Origin of the sequence: Curtobacterium sp. MCBD17_030, assembly GCF_003224255.1 — a bacterium.
Lineage (GTDB): Bacteria > Actinomycetota > Actinomycetes > Actinomycetales > Microbacteriaceae > Curtobacterium.
This window is the reverse complement of sequence record NZ_QKLI01000012.1, coordinates 82,955-99,724: the sequence shown is the minus strand read 5'-3', so window position 1 is coordinate 99,724 and position 16,770 is coordinate 82,955. Positions and strand designations below refer to the sequence as shown.

At 72.9% G+C, this 16,770-nt stretch carries 13 protein-coding genes; 5 read left to right on the top strand and 8 right to left on the bottom strand.

Going from position 1 to position 16,770, the window contains the following annotated elements; genetic code table 11:
- Window positions 1-118: 118 nt before the first annotated feature.
- Entirely contained in the window at window positions 119-1,579 is a 1,461-nt protein-coding gene (locus tag DEI89_RS11670; RefSeq protein ID WP_110904216.1) for a sugar porter family MFS transporter, read from the bottom strand.
- A 295-nt stretch (window positions 1,580-1,874) separates the two neighbouring features.
- On the opposite strand from DEI89_RS11670, the gene DEI89_RS11665 reads away from it, so the two are divergent.
- Window positions 1,875-2,813: a LysM domain-containing protein gene (locus DEI89_RS11665; RefSeq protein WP_110904215.1), complete on the top strand. Its 939-nt coding sequence runs from the start codon at window positions 1,875-1,877 to the stop codon at window positions 2,811-2,813.
- 13 nt (window positions 2,814-2,826) lie between these two features.
- On the opposite strand, the gene DEI89_RS11660 is transcribed toward DEI89_RS11665, so the two are convergent.
- From DEI89_RS11660 to DEI89_RS11635, 6 genes are all read right to left on the bottom strand, one after another.
- Complete coding sequence (locus DEI89_RS11660) at window positions 2,827-3,459, bottom strand: collagen-like protein (protein ID WP_146236769.1); 633 nt, start codon at window positions 3,457-3,459, stop codon at window positions 2,827-2,829.
- Between the two features lie 181 nt (window positions 3,460-3,640).
- Window positions 3,641-4,540 carry an NmrA family NAD(P)-binding protein gene (locus DEI89_RS11655; RefSeq protein ID WP_110904214.1) on the bottom strand — a complete coding sequence of 300 codons (900 nt, stop codon included), beginning with the start codon at window positions 4,538-4,540 and terminating at the stop codon, window positions 3,641-3,643.
- A gap of 73 nt (window positions 4,541-4,613) precedes the next feature.
- Complete coding sequence (locus DEI89_RS11650) at window positions 4,614-5,978, bottom strand: hypothetical protein (RefSeq protein ID WP_220034530.1); 1,365 nt, start codon at window positions 5,976-5,978, stop codon at window positions 4,614-4,616.
- Window positions 5,979-6,065: 87 nt separating this feature from the next.
- Complete coding sequence (locus tag DEI89_RS11645; protein WP_110904213.1) at window positions 6,066-7,031, bottom strand: NAD(P)-dependent oxidoreductase; 966 nt, start codon at window positions 7,029-7,031, stop codon at window positions 6,066-6,068.
- Window positions 7,028-9,772, bottom strand: coding sequence for an alpha/beta fold hydrolase (locus DEI89_RS11640; protein WP_258368867.1), 2,745 nt, complete (start codon window positions 9,770-9,772; stop codon window positions 7,028-7,030). The genes DEI89_RS11645 and DEI89_RS11640 overlap by 4 nt, the downstream gene beginning before the upstream one ends.
- Window positions 9,769-10,842: a 3-oxoacyl-ACP synthase III gene (locus DEI89_RS11635; protein ID WP_110904227.1), complete on the bottom strand. Its 1,074-nt coding sequence runs from the start codon at window positions 10,840-10,842 to the stop codon at window positions 9,769-9,771. The genes DEI89_RS11640 and DEI89_RS11635 overlap by 4 nt, the downstream gene beginning before the upstream one ends.
- A gap of 139 nt (window positions 10,843-10,981) precedes the next feature.
- On the opposite strand from DEI89_RS11635, the gene DEI89_RS11630 reads away from it, so the two are divergent.
- Window positions 10,982-11,638: a cyclopropane-fatty-acyl-phospholipid synthase family protein gene (locus DEI89_RS11630; RefSeq protein WP_110904226.1), complete on the top strand. Its 657-nt coding sequence runs from the start codon at window positions 10,982-10,984 to the stop codon at window positions 11,636-11,638.
- A gap of 72 nt (window positions 11,639-11,710) precedes the next feature.
- Here DEI89_RS11630 and pgi read toward each other — a convergent pair whose 3' ends face one another.
- Window positions 11,711-13,432, bottom strand: coding sequence for a glucose-6-phosphate isomerase (pgi, locus tag DEI89_RS11625; protein WP_110904212.1), 1,722 nt, complete (start codon window positions 13,430-13,432; stop codon window positions 11,711-11,713).
- A 265-nt stretch (window positions 13,433-13,697) separates the two neighbouring features.
- Between pgi and DEI89_RS11620 the strand changes: the two genes are divergently transcribed.
- The 3 genes from DEI89_RS11620 to DEI89_RS11610 all read left to right on the top strand — a co-directional run bounded on the left by DEI89_RS11620 (window position 13,698) and on the right by DEI89_RS11610 (window position 16,630).
- Window positions 13,698-14,243 (top strand): RNA polymerase sigma factor, encoded by a 546-nt coding sequence (locus DEI89_RS11620; protein ID WP_110904211.1) that lies wholly within the window; start codon window positions 13,698-13,700, stop codon window positions 14,241-14,243.
- Entirely contained in the window at window positions 14,233-15,459 is a 1,227-nt protein-coding gene (locus DEI89_RS11615) for a hypothetical protein (protein ID WP_110904210.1), read from the top strand. The genes DEI89_RS11620 and DEI89_RS11615 overlap by 11 nt, the downstream gene beginning before the upstream one ends.
- Window positions 15,460-15,547: 88 nt before the next feature.
- Entirely contained in the window at window positions 15,548-16,630 is a 1,083-nt protein-coding gene (locus DEI89_RS11610; protein WP_110904209.1) for an NADH:flavin oxidoreductase/NADH oxidase, read from the top strand.
- Window positions 16,631-16,770: the final 140 nt, after the last annotated feature.

Genomic DNA, 16,770 nt, shown 5'->3' with positions numbered 1-16,770 from the left:
ATGACGCGTTACCACCCAACAGAACCATCCCCGGATCTCGAACCAACTAAGCAGTCCAAGATCCGGGGACCAGTTCACAGCTGGTACCGGGCCTCCCGTCCGTCGTGGGGTCGCGACGTCAGTGCGTGCGGCGACCGACCTTGTCGACGGTGAAGATGTTGCCGGTCGTGACGCCTTCTTCGACCTCTTCGAGGGTGCGACCGCGGCTCTCCGGCACGAACTTCCAGATGAACAGCAGCGCCAGCAGACCGACGATGCCGAAGCCGAAGAACGTGCCGGTGATACCGGTCGCGGCGACGATCGACGGGAAGTACAGCCCCAGGAAGGCGTTCGCGATCCACAGGCAGAACACCGAGATGCCCATGCCGAGCGCGCGGATCTGCGTCGGGAAGATCTCGGACAGCACGACCCAGACGGCGATGTTGAGGAACGTCTGCATCGATCCGACGAACGCGACGACGAGGAACAGGATCACCCAGGGGCGGGCGGGGTTGCCGTCGGGCAGGGCGACGGAGGCGATGCCGATGAGGAAGTGGCAGAGCGTCGTCAACGAGAACCCGATGATCAGCGTCGTGCGGCGGTTGATCCGCTCCATGTTCATGATCGCGATGACGCCACCGATCACGGCGATGACCCCGGGTGCGATGTTGGCGATGAGGGCCGCGGAGGCCTGGAAGCCCGACTCGATGAGGACGGTCTGGCCGTAGTACATGATCGAGTTGATGCCGGTGAGCTGCTGCGCGACGCCGAGGCCGGCACCGATGAGCACGATCCGGATCAGCCACTTGTTGCCGAGCAGGGTGTGCCAGCCGCTCTGGCGCTGGACCTGCGCCTCGATCTCGTTGCTCCGCTTGATGTCCTGGATCTCGGCCTCGGCCCGCTCGTCGGAGCGGATCTGCCGCAGGACGTCGAGCGCCTCGTCGTTGCGGCCCTTCGACGCCAGCCAGCGCGGCGACTCCGGGACCCGGAGCATGCCGACGAACAGGGCGATGGCGGGCAGGGCGCACACGGCGAGCATGATCCGCCAGACACCGTTGCCTTCTCCCCAGAGGCTGCCGATGAGCGCGTTCACCAGGAAGGCGGCGAGCTGCCCGATCACGATCATGAGTTCGTTCCGCCCGGACAGCGACCCACGGATCTCGTACGGGGCCAGTTCGGCGAGGAACACCGGGACGACCGTCGACGCCCCGCCGACCGCCAGGCCGAGGAGCACGCGGCCGACCACGATCACGCCGAACGTCGGGGCGAAGACGCACGCGAGCGTCCCGACGAAGAACGTCACCGCGAGCACCAGGATCGTCTTCCGGCGACCCCAGCCGTCGGCGATGCGTCCGCCGAGCATGGCACCGATGGCCGCACCGAACAGCAGGGAGCTGGTCACGACGCCCTCGGTGAAGTTCGTCAGACCGAGCTCCTGCTTCATCGGGAGCAGAGCGCCGTTGATCACGCCGGTGTCGTAGCCGAAGAGCAGCCCGCCGAAGGTGGCGACCAGCGCCAGCAGCCCGAGGCGGCGGCGGTGCGGGCCGGTGCCGACCGGGGGCAAGGTCACAGTCGGTGCTGCCGGTTTGATGTCGACCATGTCGGTGACTCCTTCGTCCGTGATCGCGCGTCGTCGCGTGGAAGTGATCGTGACCCAGAAACTTTGTCCTGTCAACCGGACAACCGGTTGTTTCACGACTTGGACCGGTCCATGAAAGCCCTGGTCAGTGTCGGAGCGGTCCATCACGCGTTCGGAGAGCGTCTCCGCTCGCGAGGTGGACCATGTCTGATCTTCCCACCCCGCTGGTGACGTCGCCGCCGGTAGGCTCTCCGGGTCAGAAGACGACGATCCATCACGCACGACACGGATCGCAGGGGACGAGCGCAGGGGGACCATGCACCACGGGAACGGACTCCAGGGGAACAGCCGCAGACTGACGGCAGCACTCGTGCTCGCCGTCGTGGTCACGACCGCCGCGGCCAGCTGCTCGCTGCTCCGCGGGTCGGACGAGTTCCCCGCGCCGCAGCGGAGTTCCGCCAGCGCCGCTCCGCGCACACCCCAGGCCGACCCGAGCGCGAGCGCCGAGGCCCGCCGCATCTCCGAGTCCGCCTCTCCGCGAACACCGACGGCCGTCCCGACCGAGGCCGCCTCGCCGGACCCCACCGTCTCGCCGATCCCGGTCGGCAGCGTCCTCAGCGAGGCCGACGTCGTCTCACCGAAGGGGAGCGTCCGGTTCCACTACCGCGTCGTCGTCGGCGCGGACGGCACCCCCACCGCGCAGTGGACCGGTTTCGCCTCGACCCTGCCGGTCCCCGTCGCGACCACGTTCCTCGAGACGCCGCCGTCGGTCGGCGACGGGATCACCTGGCACGGCGTCGGCGACACCACCCTCGGCGGCGGCCCCGGCGCAGCGGCAGCACCCGCCTCGACGGCGCTCGACCCCGGCCGCGCAGACCCGTCCTGGCTCGGCACGATCGTCGTCTACTCGGCGGCGGCCTCGGCCAGCCCGGAACTCCCCGTCGAGATCGGGCCCGGCAAGGTGCTCGCCGTGCAGCCCGTCCGGTGGTCGGTACCGGCGCGCACCACGAACGTGCACCCGGTCGACGGCGGAGCCCGGCCGAACGCCACCGGCAAGTCGAGCAGCGAGGGCTCGCCCGACGGCGCCCCGACCGCCTACCGGATCGCGTCGGAGGACCTCATCGGCGCCGTGGCGAGCCGTTTCGGACTCTCGGTGAAGGACCTGGTCTGGCTGAACCCGGACGTCACGGTCTACGGCGACCAGCAGTACCTCTACGAGGACACCGTGCTCAACCTGGACCCGTTCCGACGCTGAGGCCGAGCGGACGTCAGCGTCCGGTCGTGTCGTCTCGCCCGGCCGACCCGTCGTGCCCCGCCGACCCGTCGTGCCCGACCGACCCGTCGTGCCCCGCCGACCCGTCGTGCCCCGCCGACCCGTCGTGCCCGACCAGTCCGTCGTGCCCGACCGGTCCGTGGTGCCCGACCGGTCCGGCGTCGAGGACGTCGCCGAGGGCCGACATGCCGGCGCCGTGGTCCGTGTAGCGGCGGACCGTCCGTCGCGCGGCAGCGCGTGCCGCACCGGTCAGCCGCTCGTTGCGTCGCGCGGCGTCGGCGACCCGGCCGGCGTGCCCCGCGGTGGAGAGCAGCACGTTCGCGAAGGCCCGGGCGTCCCCCTGCTCCGGGATGCCGGTCACCGTCCACGCACTCCGGACCTGTGCGTCCGGCGTGACCCCGCGACGGGTGCCCATCCGACGCCAGTCCGAGAGTGCGCCCTCGGTGCGGTCGGCGGCGCGGCCGGACTCCGCGGCGCGCTCGGCGTCCGCGGGCCGACGACGCTCGGGTGCCGGCGCAGCCGAGGCCGCCTTGGCGCGGTCACGCGCGGCGGTGTCGTCCCCGCCCACGGCGGCGATGCGGGCGGCGTGGGCCGCTGCTGCGGCCGCGAGGATCTCGGAACGGTCCATGCGTCGACGGTACCCCGGACGACCGACGTGGTGCGGGCCTCCCGGCCGTGGGACACCCGGACAGGAGACGCCGCCACGAGACGCCGCCACGACGTCGAGACGCCGCCGTTCCCAGCGGCGTCTCGACGACACGGCGGCGTCTCGACAGCCCGGCGGCGTCTCGACGGCCCGCACCTCGCGGTCAGACCCCGAGGTGCACCGCCAGCACGTCCCGCACCGACGTGTAGTCGTGGGAGCCGTAGCGATCGTTGCGGACGTGGCGGAGCTCGGCTTCGCCGCTGAACATGCTCACGAAGTACTGCATCCCCTGCCAGGCCGGGAAGGTCTCGTCCTCGGTCGACGACAGCCGCCGTCCGGTGCGGGCCATCGCGGACAGGAGGCCCGTGGTCCCGGCCCACTGCAACCGGAACGTCCGTCCGGTGAGCCGGGACATCGTGTCCGCCAGTTCCCGCGAGGTCACCCGGTCCCCCGCGACCTCGACGACCCGCGGGGCGTCGGTGTCGAGCGCCACCCGCGCGGTGACCCACGCGACGTCGTCCTTCGTGGTGAAGTCGAGCACCTGGTCGGGCGAGGACCAGAACAGGACGCGCTGCCGGTCGAACAGCACCAGCGGCGCCTGCCCCGTGAGCATGTCGGCGAAGGCACCGTTGAGCACCGACGTCGCACGGATCGACGCGGCGTCGACGTCGGCGGCGAACTCACGGCGGAGCTCGAAGTTGCGGTTGGTGCCGGGCGTGACCGAGCGGTAGTCGGCCGCGTAGTCGGACGGCACGAACCGCTGCACACCGGCGTCGACCGCGGCTGCGAGCAGGGCGCGCTGGGCGTCGACGATGACCGAGCGGGTGCCGCTGACGGCCGAGACCACGACCTCGACGCCGTCGAGCGCCCGGAGCAGTGCGGCCCGGTCGGTGTAGTCGGCGACGACGACCTCGACCCGGTCCTGGTCGGCGAACTGCTCGGCCGCGCGGTTCGATCCCCCGCGCGTCAGGACCCGCACGTGCGTGTCGAGGAGCAGGAGTTCGCGGACGATGCGCGAACCGAGGTCACCGGTCGCGCCGGCGACGAGCACAGAGGTGGTCATGCCGTCAACGCTACGGGTGACGATCGCCGACCGCTCAGGTCCTGCCCACCCGGACGCTCGGCGGGCAGCGCGGTCACCACCCGGTGTCGAGCGTGTGCTGCACCAGGAGTGCGGCCAGCACCTGGACCGCCAGACCCACTCGACGCCAGCGGGCAGGCAGCAGCGCGGTACCGACGAGGACCCAGGGTGCGAAGGGCAACCAGATGCGCTCGACCTCGGCCTTGCTCATCCCGGACGCGTCGGCGAGGAACACCATCGCGATCCCGGCGAGCGACAGCAGGACGGGCACGACGACCGGTCTCGGCAGGCGGGACCATGCCCTGATCCCGCCCGCGGCTCCGCGCACCGTCCGGGCGGTCACCGCGACGGTCTGCGCCACGGCCGCACCGGCCAGGGGCCCGGCGCTGAATCCGAACGCGCCCAGGTTGCCCCAGGCCCAGTACGTGATCGGCCGGTTGTGCGCCACGCCGGCGTAGTAGCGCACACGGAGGACCGGGTACGCCTGCCACCACGCGAAGCCCCAGAGGGCGAAGCCCCCGACGACGGCGACCGCACCCCCGACCGCCCAGACGAACGGTCGCCAGTTGCGGGCGGCGAGCAGCACCGCGACGGCGAGGACCCCGAGCAACGGCAGGCCGTAGGACATCATCACGGCGTACCCGAACAGCAGTCCGGCGCCGATCCCCCACCCCGCGGTCGCGGTCCGGGTCCTGCTCGACGCCGCCACGGCCAGCAGGCACGCGGCCCATGCCCCGACGGCGGCGAACACCGCGTCCGCGGACACCGCCGACCACACCGCCGCGGGCCCGAGCACCAGGAAGGGCGCTGCCCGGCGAGCCGCGGATCCGGCACCGAGCAGGCGGAGGGTGAGCAGCACGGCGACCGGCGTCGTCGCCGCGACGAGCAGCGTGACCCACCCGGCAGCGAGACCCGTGGTGACGCCGATCCGGACGAGGACCACGTGGAACAGGAGTGCGCCCGGCGGGTGTCCGGCGATGTGCACCGGCCACTTGCCCGGGCCGCCGACGATCCGCGGGATGTAACCGTCGAGCGTCTCGGCGAACGGCCGACCGGCGACGTCGCGAGCGGTGTCCATGTACTCGTAGCCGGTGTCCAGGATGCGCCCGACGCCGTCGGTGCCGTCCACCAGCGCCAGGGCGGCGAACCACGCCACGGTGACGGCGTACCCGAGGAGCAGCAGCCACGGCCAGCGCAGCCGTGCTGTCAGTCGGGGCGCGGCGACGACCGCGAGCAGCGCCAGCAGTACGGCCGGGACCGTCCCGGGACCGATGCGCGGCTCCCACGAGGCGTGCAGTGGCGGGAAGTACCGCACGTGCACGTCCCACCCGGTCAGACCGGGGACGAGCACCGCGGCGGTCATCACGACGAGCGCGACGGCCAGGCCGATGGTCGCGGGCAGGCTCCGGAGGTCGCGCACCCCGGGAACGGTACCCGTGTCACGCCACCGGCGCGCGTGCACCGTCCCGGACGGGCCGGCACCACGGCGCGCCGCGCCCCGCCGCGGTCAGTGTGCGGCGGCGGCCAGCGCGCGCAGTCCCTCGTCGATCGACACCGACGGCGACCACCACAGGTCCGCCCGGGTGCGGCGCTGGTCGAACCAGTGCGCCGTCGAGAGCTGTTCGGCGAGGAACCGCGTCATCGGCGGCTCGTCGGTGCCGGGGCGGACGCGCCACACGGCCTCCACGGCGGACCCGGCGAACCGGGCGAGCGCGGCGGGCACGTGTCGGCGGGGTGCGGGAACGCCGGAGGCCGTGCAGATGCCGGCGAGGAGCTCGCCGACCGGGCGGGGTTCCCCGTTCGTCACGACGTACGCCTGGCCGTGCACGTCCTCAGCGCGGTGCAGCGCGGCGACCATCGCGGTCGCGGCGTTGTCGACGTAGCAGGTGTCGATCAGGGCGGCGCCGGAGTCCAGGACCGGCAGGCGTCCGCTGCGGGCCCGGTCGACGATCCGGCCGACGAGCTGCTCGTCACCCGGCCCCCACACCAGGTGCGGGCGGACGGCGACGACCGCGAAGCCGGGGGCGTCGGCACCCAGTGCCAGGCGCTCGGCGGCGGCCTTCGTCCGGGCGTAGTCGCCACGGGCGGTCTCGGGGACGGCGGGGGTGGCGTCGTCACCGGCGATGGACGTCCCGGTGTGCGCGACGGAGGGCGACGAGACGAACACGAAGCGTGTGGCTCCGGCCTCGCGTGCTGCGGCGAGCAGGACGCGCGTCCCGTCGACGTTGATCCGCTCGAAGTCGGCGGGGTCCCCGGCGAGCGACACCTTGGCGGCGAGGTGCACGACCGCCTCGACACCCACGACCGCGGAACGGACCGCGGCCGCATCGGTCATCGTGCCGAGCGAGTCGGTGACACCCTCGACACGGGAGGGCCGGCGCTGGAACGTCCGGACCTCGTGCCCGGCGTCCCGCACGGCAGCGGCGACCGCACGACCCAGGAAGCCGCTCGCGCCGGTGACCAGGACCCTCACGGGCGGGTCATCCGTCCCCCGGAGAGCACCGACGACGCCCAGCGGGACAGTCGGGCCCGGTCGACCTTGGAGTTGTGTCGGATGTCCGTCGGCAGCACCGGGACGACGAGGACCGCCGCGACCGGCACCCCGGCCGCGGCGCGGACGCGCTCGGCGAGTGCGGGCTCCGCGAGGCCGGGACGACGAGCGGCGGGGACGGTCTCGACGACGGCGACGACCTGCTGCGTGCCGGCCGGGCCGATGCCGGCGATGCCGACACGGCCGATGCCGTCCACCCGCTCGATGCGCTGTTCGGGGCCGACCGGCGTGACGACGCCGTCCGCGGTGGTGACGACGTGCTGCATGCGACCCTCGACCCAGAGCTGGCCGGACGCGTCGAGGTGCCCGACGTCGCCCGTCCGGTGGCCGCGCGGGTCGTCGACGCCGAGACGCGAAGCCCGGTCGGCTCGCCAGAGCCGGTCGTAGTGGTCGCGCACGTGCGGGGCGACGACGACGATCTCGCCGGTGACGTCCGGCGTCTCAGTGAGTGCTCCGGTCGCGCGGCCGTCGGCGTCGAGCGAGGCGATCCGCACTCGCACCGACGCAGCCGGTCGGCCGACGCAGATGCCGACTGCCGACGTCGCGCCGTCACCGGACGCGGCCGCGCGGACACCGTCCAGGTCGACGTCCGTCATCAGCAGCCCCTCGGTCATGCCGTAGGGGGTGTGCGCACTGGCGTTCGGCATCAGCTCGGTCGCCGCGGTGAGCAGCGCTGCCGACACCGGGGCACCCGCCGACAGGAACAGCCGCACGCGACCGAGTGCCCGCCGGTCGTCGTCGGTGAGGGCCGACGCCGTCGCGACGACGTTCGCCAGGGCCGCCGGGGAGAGGAACACCACGGTGGCGTCCGCTGCGACCACCGCGTCGGCGACCGCTCGTGCGGTCAGCGTCCTGGGCGCGGTGACGTCCATGTCGGGTGCGACCGAACGGGCGCCGAGGGCCGGGCCGAGGAGTGCGAACGGTGCGAAGCCCGCCACCAGGCCGGTGCCGACGCCGACGCCATACTGGCCGGCGAGGGCGTCCCGCACCGCGCCGAGCTGGCCGTGCGTGTAGACGACGCCCTTCGCCGGTCCGGTCGACCCGGAGGTGAAGAGGACCGCTGCCGGAGCGTCGGAGACGGGCGCGGACGGCAGTGCCGCTCCGGCAGCCAGCCGTGCGGCCCCGCGGCGGGCCACGGCGGCCAGGGTGTGCTCGACCCGCAGGGCCCGGCGTGCCGGTGCGGGGAGCGCCAGGGTCGCGATCCGACGCCCGGGCCAGCCGAGAGCGCGCGCGGCTGCGAGTCCGGGCAGGGCGCCGATGATCCAGTCCGGACGGGCGCCGCGGACGGCGCGGGTCAGCCCGCCGAGGCCGAGTCCGGCGTCCGCGACGACGACGACCGCGCCGATCCGGACGCAGGCGTACAGGGCGGCGGTCAGGTCCGCGCCGGGAGTGACCAGGAGCGACACCCGGTCGCCGGGTCGGACGCCGAGGTCGACGAGCCCGGCGGCGACCTCGTCGATGCGCCGGGCGAGCAGCCGCCAGCTGATCGTCCGGGTGCCGCCGGGTGCGGCCATCTCCACCAGGGCGGGCTCGTCGCTGTCGCGGAGTCCGGTCAGGTGTGTCCAGAGCGGGTGGTGCGCGTGCTCCGCCCGGTCGGCGCTGGCGTCAGCCGTGCTGGCGACGTCGTCGGCCGGGAGGCCCGATGCGGCCGAGGTGGGCACGACACCGTCCGGCAGGTGGTCACCGAGCCAGTCGAACACCGTCCCGGCGACGTCGGCGTCGTCCGGCAGCAGGTGTCCCGCGCCTTCGAACCGGTGCACGTCGGCCTGCGGCAGCCGTGCGGCGAGGTCGTCGAGGTAGCGCTCGAGGAACACCGGGTCGCGCGGGCCCCAGAGGAGCAGGGCGGGGACGTCCAGCGCCGCGACGCCCGCCGCGATCCGGTCGAGCTCGCGAGCGCTCGGGTGGGTGGCGTCGACGGGGATGTCCGCGACGAAGCCGCCGACGGCGCCCCGCCGTGCGGCACCGCGGTACGGCGCACGGTAGGCGTCGGCGGTCGCTCGGTCGAGCCGCGGGTGCGCGATCGCCAGGGTGGTCTCGATGAACGCTGGCGTGACGACGGTTGCCCGGCCGAGCAGCTCGGGACGGAGCGCCAGGCGGAGCGGCGCCGGGATCGGCGCGTCCTCCGGCTGGTGCACGGCGGTGTTGCAGGTCGTCACCGCGACGACGAGGTCCGGGTGGTCCACGGCCCAGCCGAGGGAGACGACGCCGCCCCAGTCGTGGCCGAGCGTGACGACGGGACCCGCGAGCCCGAGTTCGTCGGTCAGGGCGCCGAGTTCGGCGACCCGGTCCGCCAGGCGGTGGTCGACACCCGTGCGCTCCGAGAAGCCCATGCCGAGCTGGTCGACGGCGACGACGCGCCAGACCGGACCGCCGGCAGCGGCGACCTCGAGGGACCGCGCGACGACCGAGCGCCACAGGTAGGACCAGGTCGGGTTGCCGTGCACGCAGAGCAGCGTGCCGACGGGCTCGACGCCGAGTTCCGCCAGGGACGCGGCCGTGTCGAGGAGGTGCCAGGTCCGCGCCGGGCGGGCCGGGCCTCCCGAGCGGTCAGGAGTCGCGGGGACCGTGACGAGGCGGGACCAGGCCGGGTCGAGTCCGGGCAGGGGCGGCGGGAGCGTCGCCGGAGCCGTGGTCGCGGCGGCGCGCGGCAACCGCGGTGTCACCAGCGCAGTTCCATCATCGCCGTGTTGATGCCGGAGCCGACACCGCCGAGGAACACGCGGTCTCCGGGGCGGATGGAGCCACGGGTGACCTCGTCCGCGAGGGTGATCGGGATCGACGCCGGGCCGACGTTGCCGAAGCGCTCGTAGGTGGTCGGGACCTTGTCACGCTCGACACCGATGGCCTGGACGAAGGCGTTCGTGTGCACGTCCGAGACCTGGTGCAGGACGTAGCGGTCCATGTCGGCCCAGTCGAAGTGGGCACGGGCCTCGTTCCAGGCGGCGACGACGAGCTCCATGCCGCCCTTGAGCAGCATCTTCGCGTCCGTGAACATGCCGTCGACGCTGCCGACGCACAGGTCGTACCACTGGGTCGCCGCGCGGGTGACGCCGCCGACGATCCGGTGGCCGGCCGGGTGCAGGTCCGCCGGGCCGAGCACGGCAGCAGCAGCGCCGGAGCCGAGCGTCAGGCTGGCGAACTCGCTCATGAAGTCCTTGCGGTTCCGGCCGCCCTGGTTCAGGCGGTCGATCGTGTTCAGCTGCACCTGGTCGGCGTCCTCGCCGTCCACGATGAGCGCGTACTTGATCTGACCGGAGTCGATCATGCCGGCGGCGACGCTCATCGCGTTGACGAAGCCGAGGCAGGCGTTCGCGATGTCGAAGTTGATCGCCGACGTCGGCAGGCCGAGGCCGTGGTGCAGCCGCACGGCCACCGAGGGCTCGAGGTGCGGACGGGTCACCGACGTGTTGATGAGCAGGCCGACGTCCTCCGGCTGGATGCCCGCGGCCGCCATCGCCCGACGTCCGGCGTCGATCGCGGCGGTCTGGAAGGACTGGTCCTCGCCCCAGTTGCGGCGCTCCCGCACCCCGGCGACGCGTTCGAGCAGCCCCATCGGCAGGCGGAGCCGGCGGAGCACACCGCGGAGCTTCTCCTCGATGTCCGCGGACGTGGTCACGCGCTCGGCGACGGTGGTCTCCACGGCGAGGATCGCGGCGTTCTGGAAACGGACGGTCGCGTTGCCGGGTCGCTCCGTCTCGGCGCTCGGAGTGTCCTGCTGAGGCCGCTCGGTCATGATCGTCACTTGCACATACTTCCGTATCGATGCTGGGTCTCCGTTGCGACTGCGCCGGACGGACCCCGGGAACGTCGTCGCCGTTGCCGATCCGGCAATCGTACTGGCCGTCCCCGAGCACCGGTGCGAAGCTGCCGGGATGACCGCACGACCCGCTCCCGGCGCGGATGCCGAGGCCTTCTGGACCGCCCGTTACGGTGACGCCCCGATCTGGTCCGGGGCGCCGAACGCCTCGCTCGTCGACACGGTGGCCCCGCTCTCCCCCACTCGCTCGGATCATCCGCTCCGCGCGCTCGACCTCGGCAGCGGTGAGGGTGGCGACGCACTGTGGCTGGCGGCGCAGGGGTGGCACGTCACCGCCGTCGACATCGCCACCAACGCCCTCGCCCGCGGCCGGACCGAGGCCGAGCGCGTCGGACTGGGCGACCGAGTGACCTGGGTGCAGGCCGATCTGGCCGCCTGGGACACCGACGACCGGTTCGACCTCGTCGCGGCGTCGTTCCTGCACTCGTCGGTGTCGTTCCCGCGGAGCGCGGTGCTGCGACGGGCGACGCGGCTCGTGGCGCCGGGCGGCCATCTGGTCGTCGTCGGGCACGCGGGCTCGCCGTCGTGGGCGTCGCACGGGGAGCACGCGCACGCCGAGCCCCTGGTCGGGCCGGCGGAACAGGTCGAGCAGCTCGCGCTGGACGACCGGTGGACAATCGAGGTCGCCGAGCTCCGCACGCGGCACGTCGCCGCGCCGGACGGCAGTCCGGCGACGCTCGAGGACTCGGTGGTGCTGGTGCGGCGGCACTGACACCCCGGCTCCACACCGCGCGAGAGGCCCCGTCGCCGGAGCGACGGGGCCTCTCGTGTCAGGTGCGTCGGATCAGCCGCGCAGCTCGAGGTACTTGGCGATGAGCGCCTTCGTCGAGGAGTCCTGCGCGTCCAGGGCGTCCTGGTCACCGTCGACCGCCGGGGCGACCTGCAGCGCCAGCTGCTTGCCGAGCTCGACACCCCACTGGTCGAACGAGTCGATGCCCCAGATGGTGCCCTCTGTGAACACGATGTGCTCGTAGAGGGCGATCAGCTGGCCGAGGACGCTCGGGGTGAGCTCCGGCGCCAGGATGGACGTCGACGGCTTGTTGCCGGTGAAGGTGCGGGCCGCGACGATCATCTCGTCGGTGGTGCCCTCGGCGCGGACTTCGTCAGCGGTCTTGCCGAACGCCAGCGCCTTGGACTGCGCGAAGAAGTTCGCCAGGAACAAGGAGTGGACGTCCTGGCCGGGCTGTACGGCCTTGCCGTCGCCGGACAGGTCCTGCAGGGCGTGCGCGGGCTTGGCGACCGTGATGAAGTCGGCCGGGATCAGCCGGGTGCCCTGGTGGATGAGCTGGTAGAACGCGTGCTGGCCGTTCGTGCCGGGCTCGCCCCAGAAGACCTCTCCGGTGTCGGTGACGACGTCCGAGCCGTCCCAGCGGACGCGCTTGCCGTTCGACTCCATCGTGAGCTGCTGCAGGTAGGCCGGGAAGCGGTGCAGGTACTGCGTGTACGGCAGCACCGCGTGGCTCTGGGCGCCGAGGAAGTTCGTGTACCAGACGTTGAGCAGGCCCATCAGGACCGGGACGTTCTGCGCGAGCGGGGTGGTGCGCATGTGCTCGTCGATGGCGTGGAAACCGGCGAGGAACTGCTCCCAGTTCTCCTTGCCGATCGCGATGACGACGCTGGTGCCGATGGCGGAGTCGACCGAGTAGCGGCCGCCGACCCAGTCCCAGAAGCCGAAGGCGTTCTCCGGGTCGATGCCGAACGCGGCGACCTTGTCGAGCGCGGTGGACACGGCGACGAAGTGCTTCGCGACGGCGTCCTTCTTCTCGTCGTCGCCGGCGTCGGACAGGCCGAGTTCCGACCAGAGCCACTGGCGCGCGAGACGGGCGTTCGTCAGGGTCTCGAGGGTGCCGAAGGTCTTCGACGCGACGATGAAGAGCGTGGTCTCGGGGTCGAGGCCAGCGGTCTTCTCGTGGATGTCGGCGGGGTCGATGTTCGAGACGAAGCGCACCTCGAGCCCCTGCTGCACGTACGGCTTGAGGGCTTCGTAGACCATGACGGGGCCGAGGTCGGACCCACCGATGCCGATGTTGACGACGGTCTCGATGCGCTTGCCGGTGACGCCCGTCCAGGCGCCGGAACGGACCTGCTCGGCGAAGCCGTAGACCTTGTCGAGCGTGGCGTGCACGTCGGCGTCGACGTCCTGTCCGTCGACCGTGAGGGGTGCGGCGGGGACCAGGCCCTCGGTCGCCTTCGGCCGGCGGAGCGCGGTGTGCAGGACGGCGCGGTCCTCGGTGACGTTGATGCGCTCACCGGAGATCATCGCCTGGTAGCGCTCGGCGACGCCGGTGTCCTCGGCGACCTGCAGCAGTGCCTGCAGGACCTCTTCGGTCACCAGGCCCTTCGACAGGTCGACCGTCAGGTCCGCGGCCTGGAAGGTGTACTTCTCGGCACGACCGGGGTCGGCGTCGAACCACCCCCGGAGGTCCGGGGAGAAGCCGGCGGCGATGCCGTCGAGCTGCTTCCATCCTGCGGTCGATGTGGGGTCGACGGGTGCGGAATCGGTCACTTCGGTCCTCCTGGACGCCAGAGCTGGACGGCCCGCAGACCTGGCGCAGCATCGCGTCGCGGGCCGCGTCCGAGCGTAGTGCCGTTCCGCCGACCCCGCGCACAGGACCGCGTCGTCCGTGGGCACAGGACCGCGTCGGCCGTGGGCGCAGGAGCGCGCCAACCGTGGGCGCTGGACCGCGTCACCGCTGGAGGACGCGGATCCGCTGGACACGACTTCGTCAGGATCGCCGCTCCCTCGACATTGCTGTAGTGAAGGAGGCACCGTGGACACCGAGACCGACACCGACGCAGACGTCGCCCTCACCCGACGACTGGCGGGTGGGGACCGCGCCGCGCTGGCGGACGCGTTCGACCGGTTCGCACCGACGCTCACCCGGTACGCGTGGGCGCTGGCCGGCAGCAGGCAGGACGTCGAGGAGCTCGTCCAGGACACGTTCCTGACGCTCTGGCAGAAGGCCGACACCCTGCAGCTGTCGACCCGTGCGCTCCTCCCCTGGCTGCTGGTGGTGTGCCGGAACCACGGGCGGAACCGGGCGCGGGCGATCGCCGGACGAGCGGCCGACGAGCTGCCGGCCGAGCTCGCCGTGCCGGAGGCCGACCAGGAGGCCCGTGAGCGCCTCCGGTGGGTCCGTGACGAGATCGACGCGCTCACGCCGCTCGACCGGCGGATCTGCGAGCTGTGCCTGATCGAGGGCCACTCGTACACCGAGGCGGCCGCGATGCTCGGGCTGAGCGTCGGTGCCGTGACCCAGCGGGTGTCCCGCTCCCGAGCACGACTGAAGAAGGCGGTGACGCACGATGAACACTGAGCCCCCCACCGGAGACGACCTGCAGCGGATGCTCGTCTCGATGAAGCAGAACGTCCTCGAGCACGCCGAGGAGCGGCACCCGGAGCCGCGGCGGCACCGCAGCCGCATCGTCATCGCCACCGTCGCCCTCCTCGCCCTCGGCACGGCCGGTGGCGCCGTCGCCCTCGCCGTCGTCCCGCAGGTCCAGCAGGCCGCCCCGGCGCCGAGCCCGACCGCCGAGCCCTCGGTGCCCGCGAGCACTCCGGCGTCGGCGCCGGTCGTCGACACCCCTGCTCCGAGGCCGTCCGCATCGAGCGCCGCGGCACCGTCTCGGTACCCGGACGACTGCCGGGCGCTCTACTCGGACGCGGACCGGCAGCGGTTCTTCGGCGCGACGCCACTCGCCCAGACACCCGCGCACCCGGACGGGACGACCGTTCCGGAACCCGCGTCGACCACGTACTCCGGCGGCACCTGGACGGCCGCCACGTGGCTCGACTGTCACTGGGCGCAGCCACGCACGGACGTCGGCAGCGTCCACGTCACCATCGGCAGTGCCTCCGCCACCGCTCTCGCTGAGCGCGAAGACGGGCTCCGCGCCGCGGGCGCAGACTGCGCGCCGGGTGACGGTGGCACGGTCTGCCGGCTGCCGGACGCGGCGGACCCGGACTTCGTCGGTGCCGAGACCTCGTGGTGGGACAGCGACGGTCGGTGGATCACGATCGACCAGGTCAACTTCCCGACCTCGGGCCTGCTGTCGGCCACCATCGCCGGGCTCTCGTCCGACCGGGTCGGGCCGGGCTCCTGGGTCGTGAGCGGCGCGGGGGTCGGGCCGATCACCATCGGCAGCTCGTACCAGGACGTGGTGGACGAGGTCGAACCCGTCCTGCCGCAGACGAACGGCGACTGCCCGAACCCGAACGTGGGGTTCTTCGACTCCGGTGACCTGCACGTCATCGTCGTGCAGGCGGGCGGGAAGGTCGTCGGTGTCGACGCGAGCGGCCTGACCACCGCGGCCGGGATGGGCCGGGGGAACAGCATCGACCAGCTCCGGGCCGCGTACCCGGACCTCACCCGGACCCCGGGGTACGGCGACGACTCGTCCCCCGCGTTCGCCTACTGGAGCGTCCGTGACGGCGACCGGTCGGTGACATTCGAGATGGACGAAGGCGGGGAACTCGTGACCGGGGTGTGGGTCGGCGACGACCCGCGGCCGCCGTACGAGTACTGCGGTTGAGGCCCCGCGGCGACCTTCCCGGGCAATCGGTACGACGACAGTCGTACTGTGGACAGGCCCACGAACCGAACAACCGGGAAGGACCCGCGTGACCCACGCACTCTTCGACCCCATCACCCTCCGCGGACTCGAGATCCGGAACCGCGTCTGGATCCCGCCGATGTGCCAGTACATGGTCGAGGCGCAGGACGGCGTCCCCACCCCCTGGCACCTCGTGCACCTCGGCGGCCTGGCCCGCGGCGGTGCCGGCGCGGTGGTCGTCGAGGCCACCGGCGTCGTCCCCGAGGGCCGGATCAGCCCGCAGGACCTGGGCCTCTGGAGCGACGAGCAGCGCGACGCGTTCCGCCCGATCACCGACTTCATCCACAGCCAGGGCGCCGTCGCCGGCATCCAGCTCGCGCACGCCGGCCGCAAGGCCTCCACCAGCCGCGAGTGGGGTCCCACGGCGGGTGGCGGCAACGTCGCGCCGGAGCAGGGCGGCTGGCAGCCGGTCGGCCCGTCGCCGATCGCGTTCCCGGGGCTGCACGTCCCCACCGAGCTGACCGTCGAGGGCATCGCGGAGGTGGTCCGGGCCTTCGCGGCCGCCGCCCGTCGCGCGGTCGACGCCGGCTTCGACCTGCTCGAGCTGCACGGCGCCCACGGGTACCTGCTGCACGAGTTCCTGTCGCCCCTGTCGAACGAGCGCACCGACCAGTACGGCGGCTCGCTCGAGAACCGCGCCCGTGCGCTGCTCGAGACCGTCGACGCCGTCCGGGCCGAGGTCGGCGAGGACGTCCCCCTCGTCGTCCGCCTGTCCGCGACCGACTGGGTCGAGGGCGGCTGGGACCTCGCCGAGTCCGAGCAGCTGTCCGCCTGGCTCGGCGAGCACGGCGTGGACCTGGTCTCGGTGTCGACCGGCGGCAACGTCCAGAACGCCCCGATCCCGGTCGGTCCCGGCTACCAGCTGCCGTTCGCGACCGCGATCCGGCAGGCCACGGGCGTGCCGGTCGCGGCCGTCGGGATGATCGACGACCCGTTCCAGGCCGAGCAGATCGTCGCCCTCGGGCAGGCTGACGTGGTCCTCGTCGGTCGTGGTGCCCTGCGCGACCCGAACTTCCCGATCCGTGCCGCACAGGCGCTCCGGGTGGACCTGCCGTACAAGCCCGCACCGTACGAGCGCGCCTACCGCTGATCCCACTGCGCGGGTGACGGACGGGAGGCCCGCACCACCGCCTCCCGTCCGTCACCCTCCACAGACGGCCGTTCCCGGACCGCCGTCCACAGGTCGGGATCGCTCCGGCGGCCCGGCCGACGTGAGCCGCTACCGTGGTC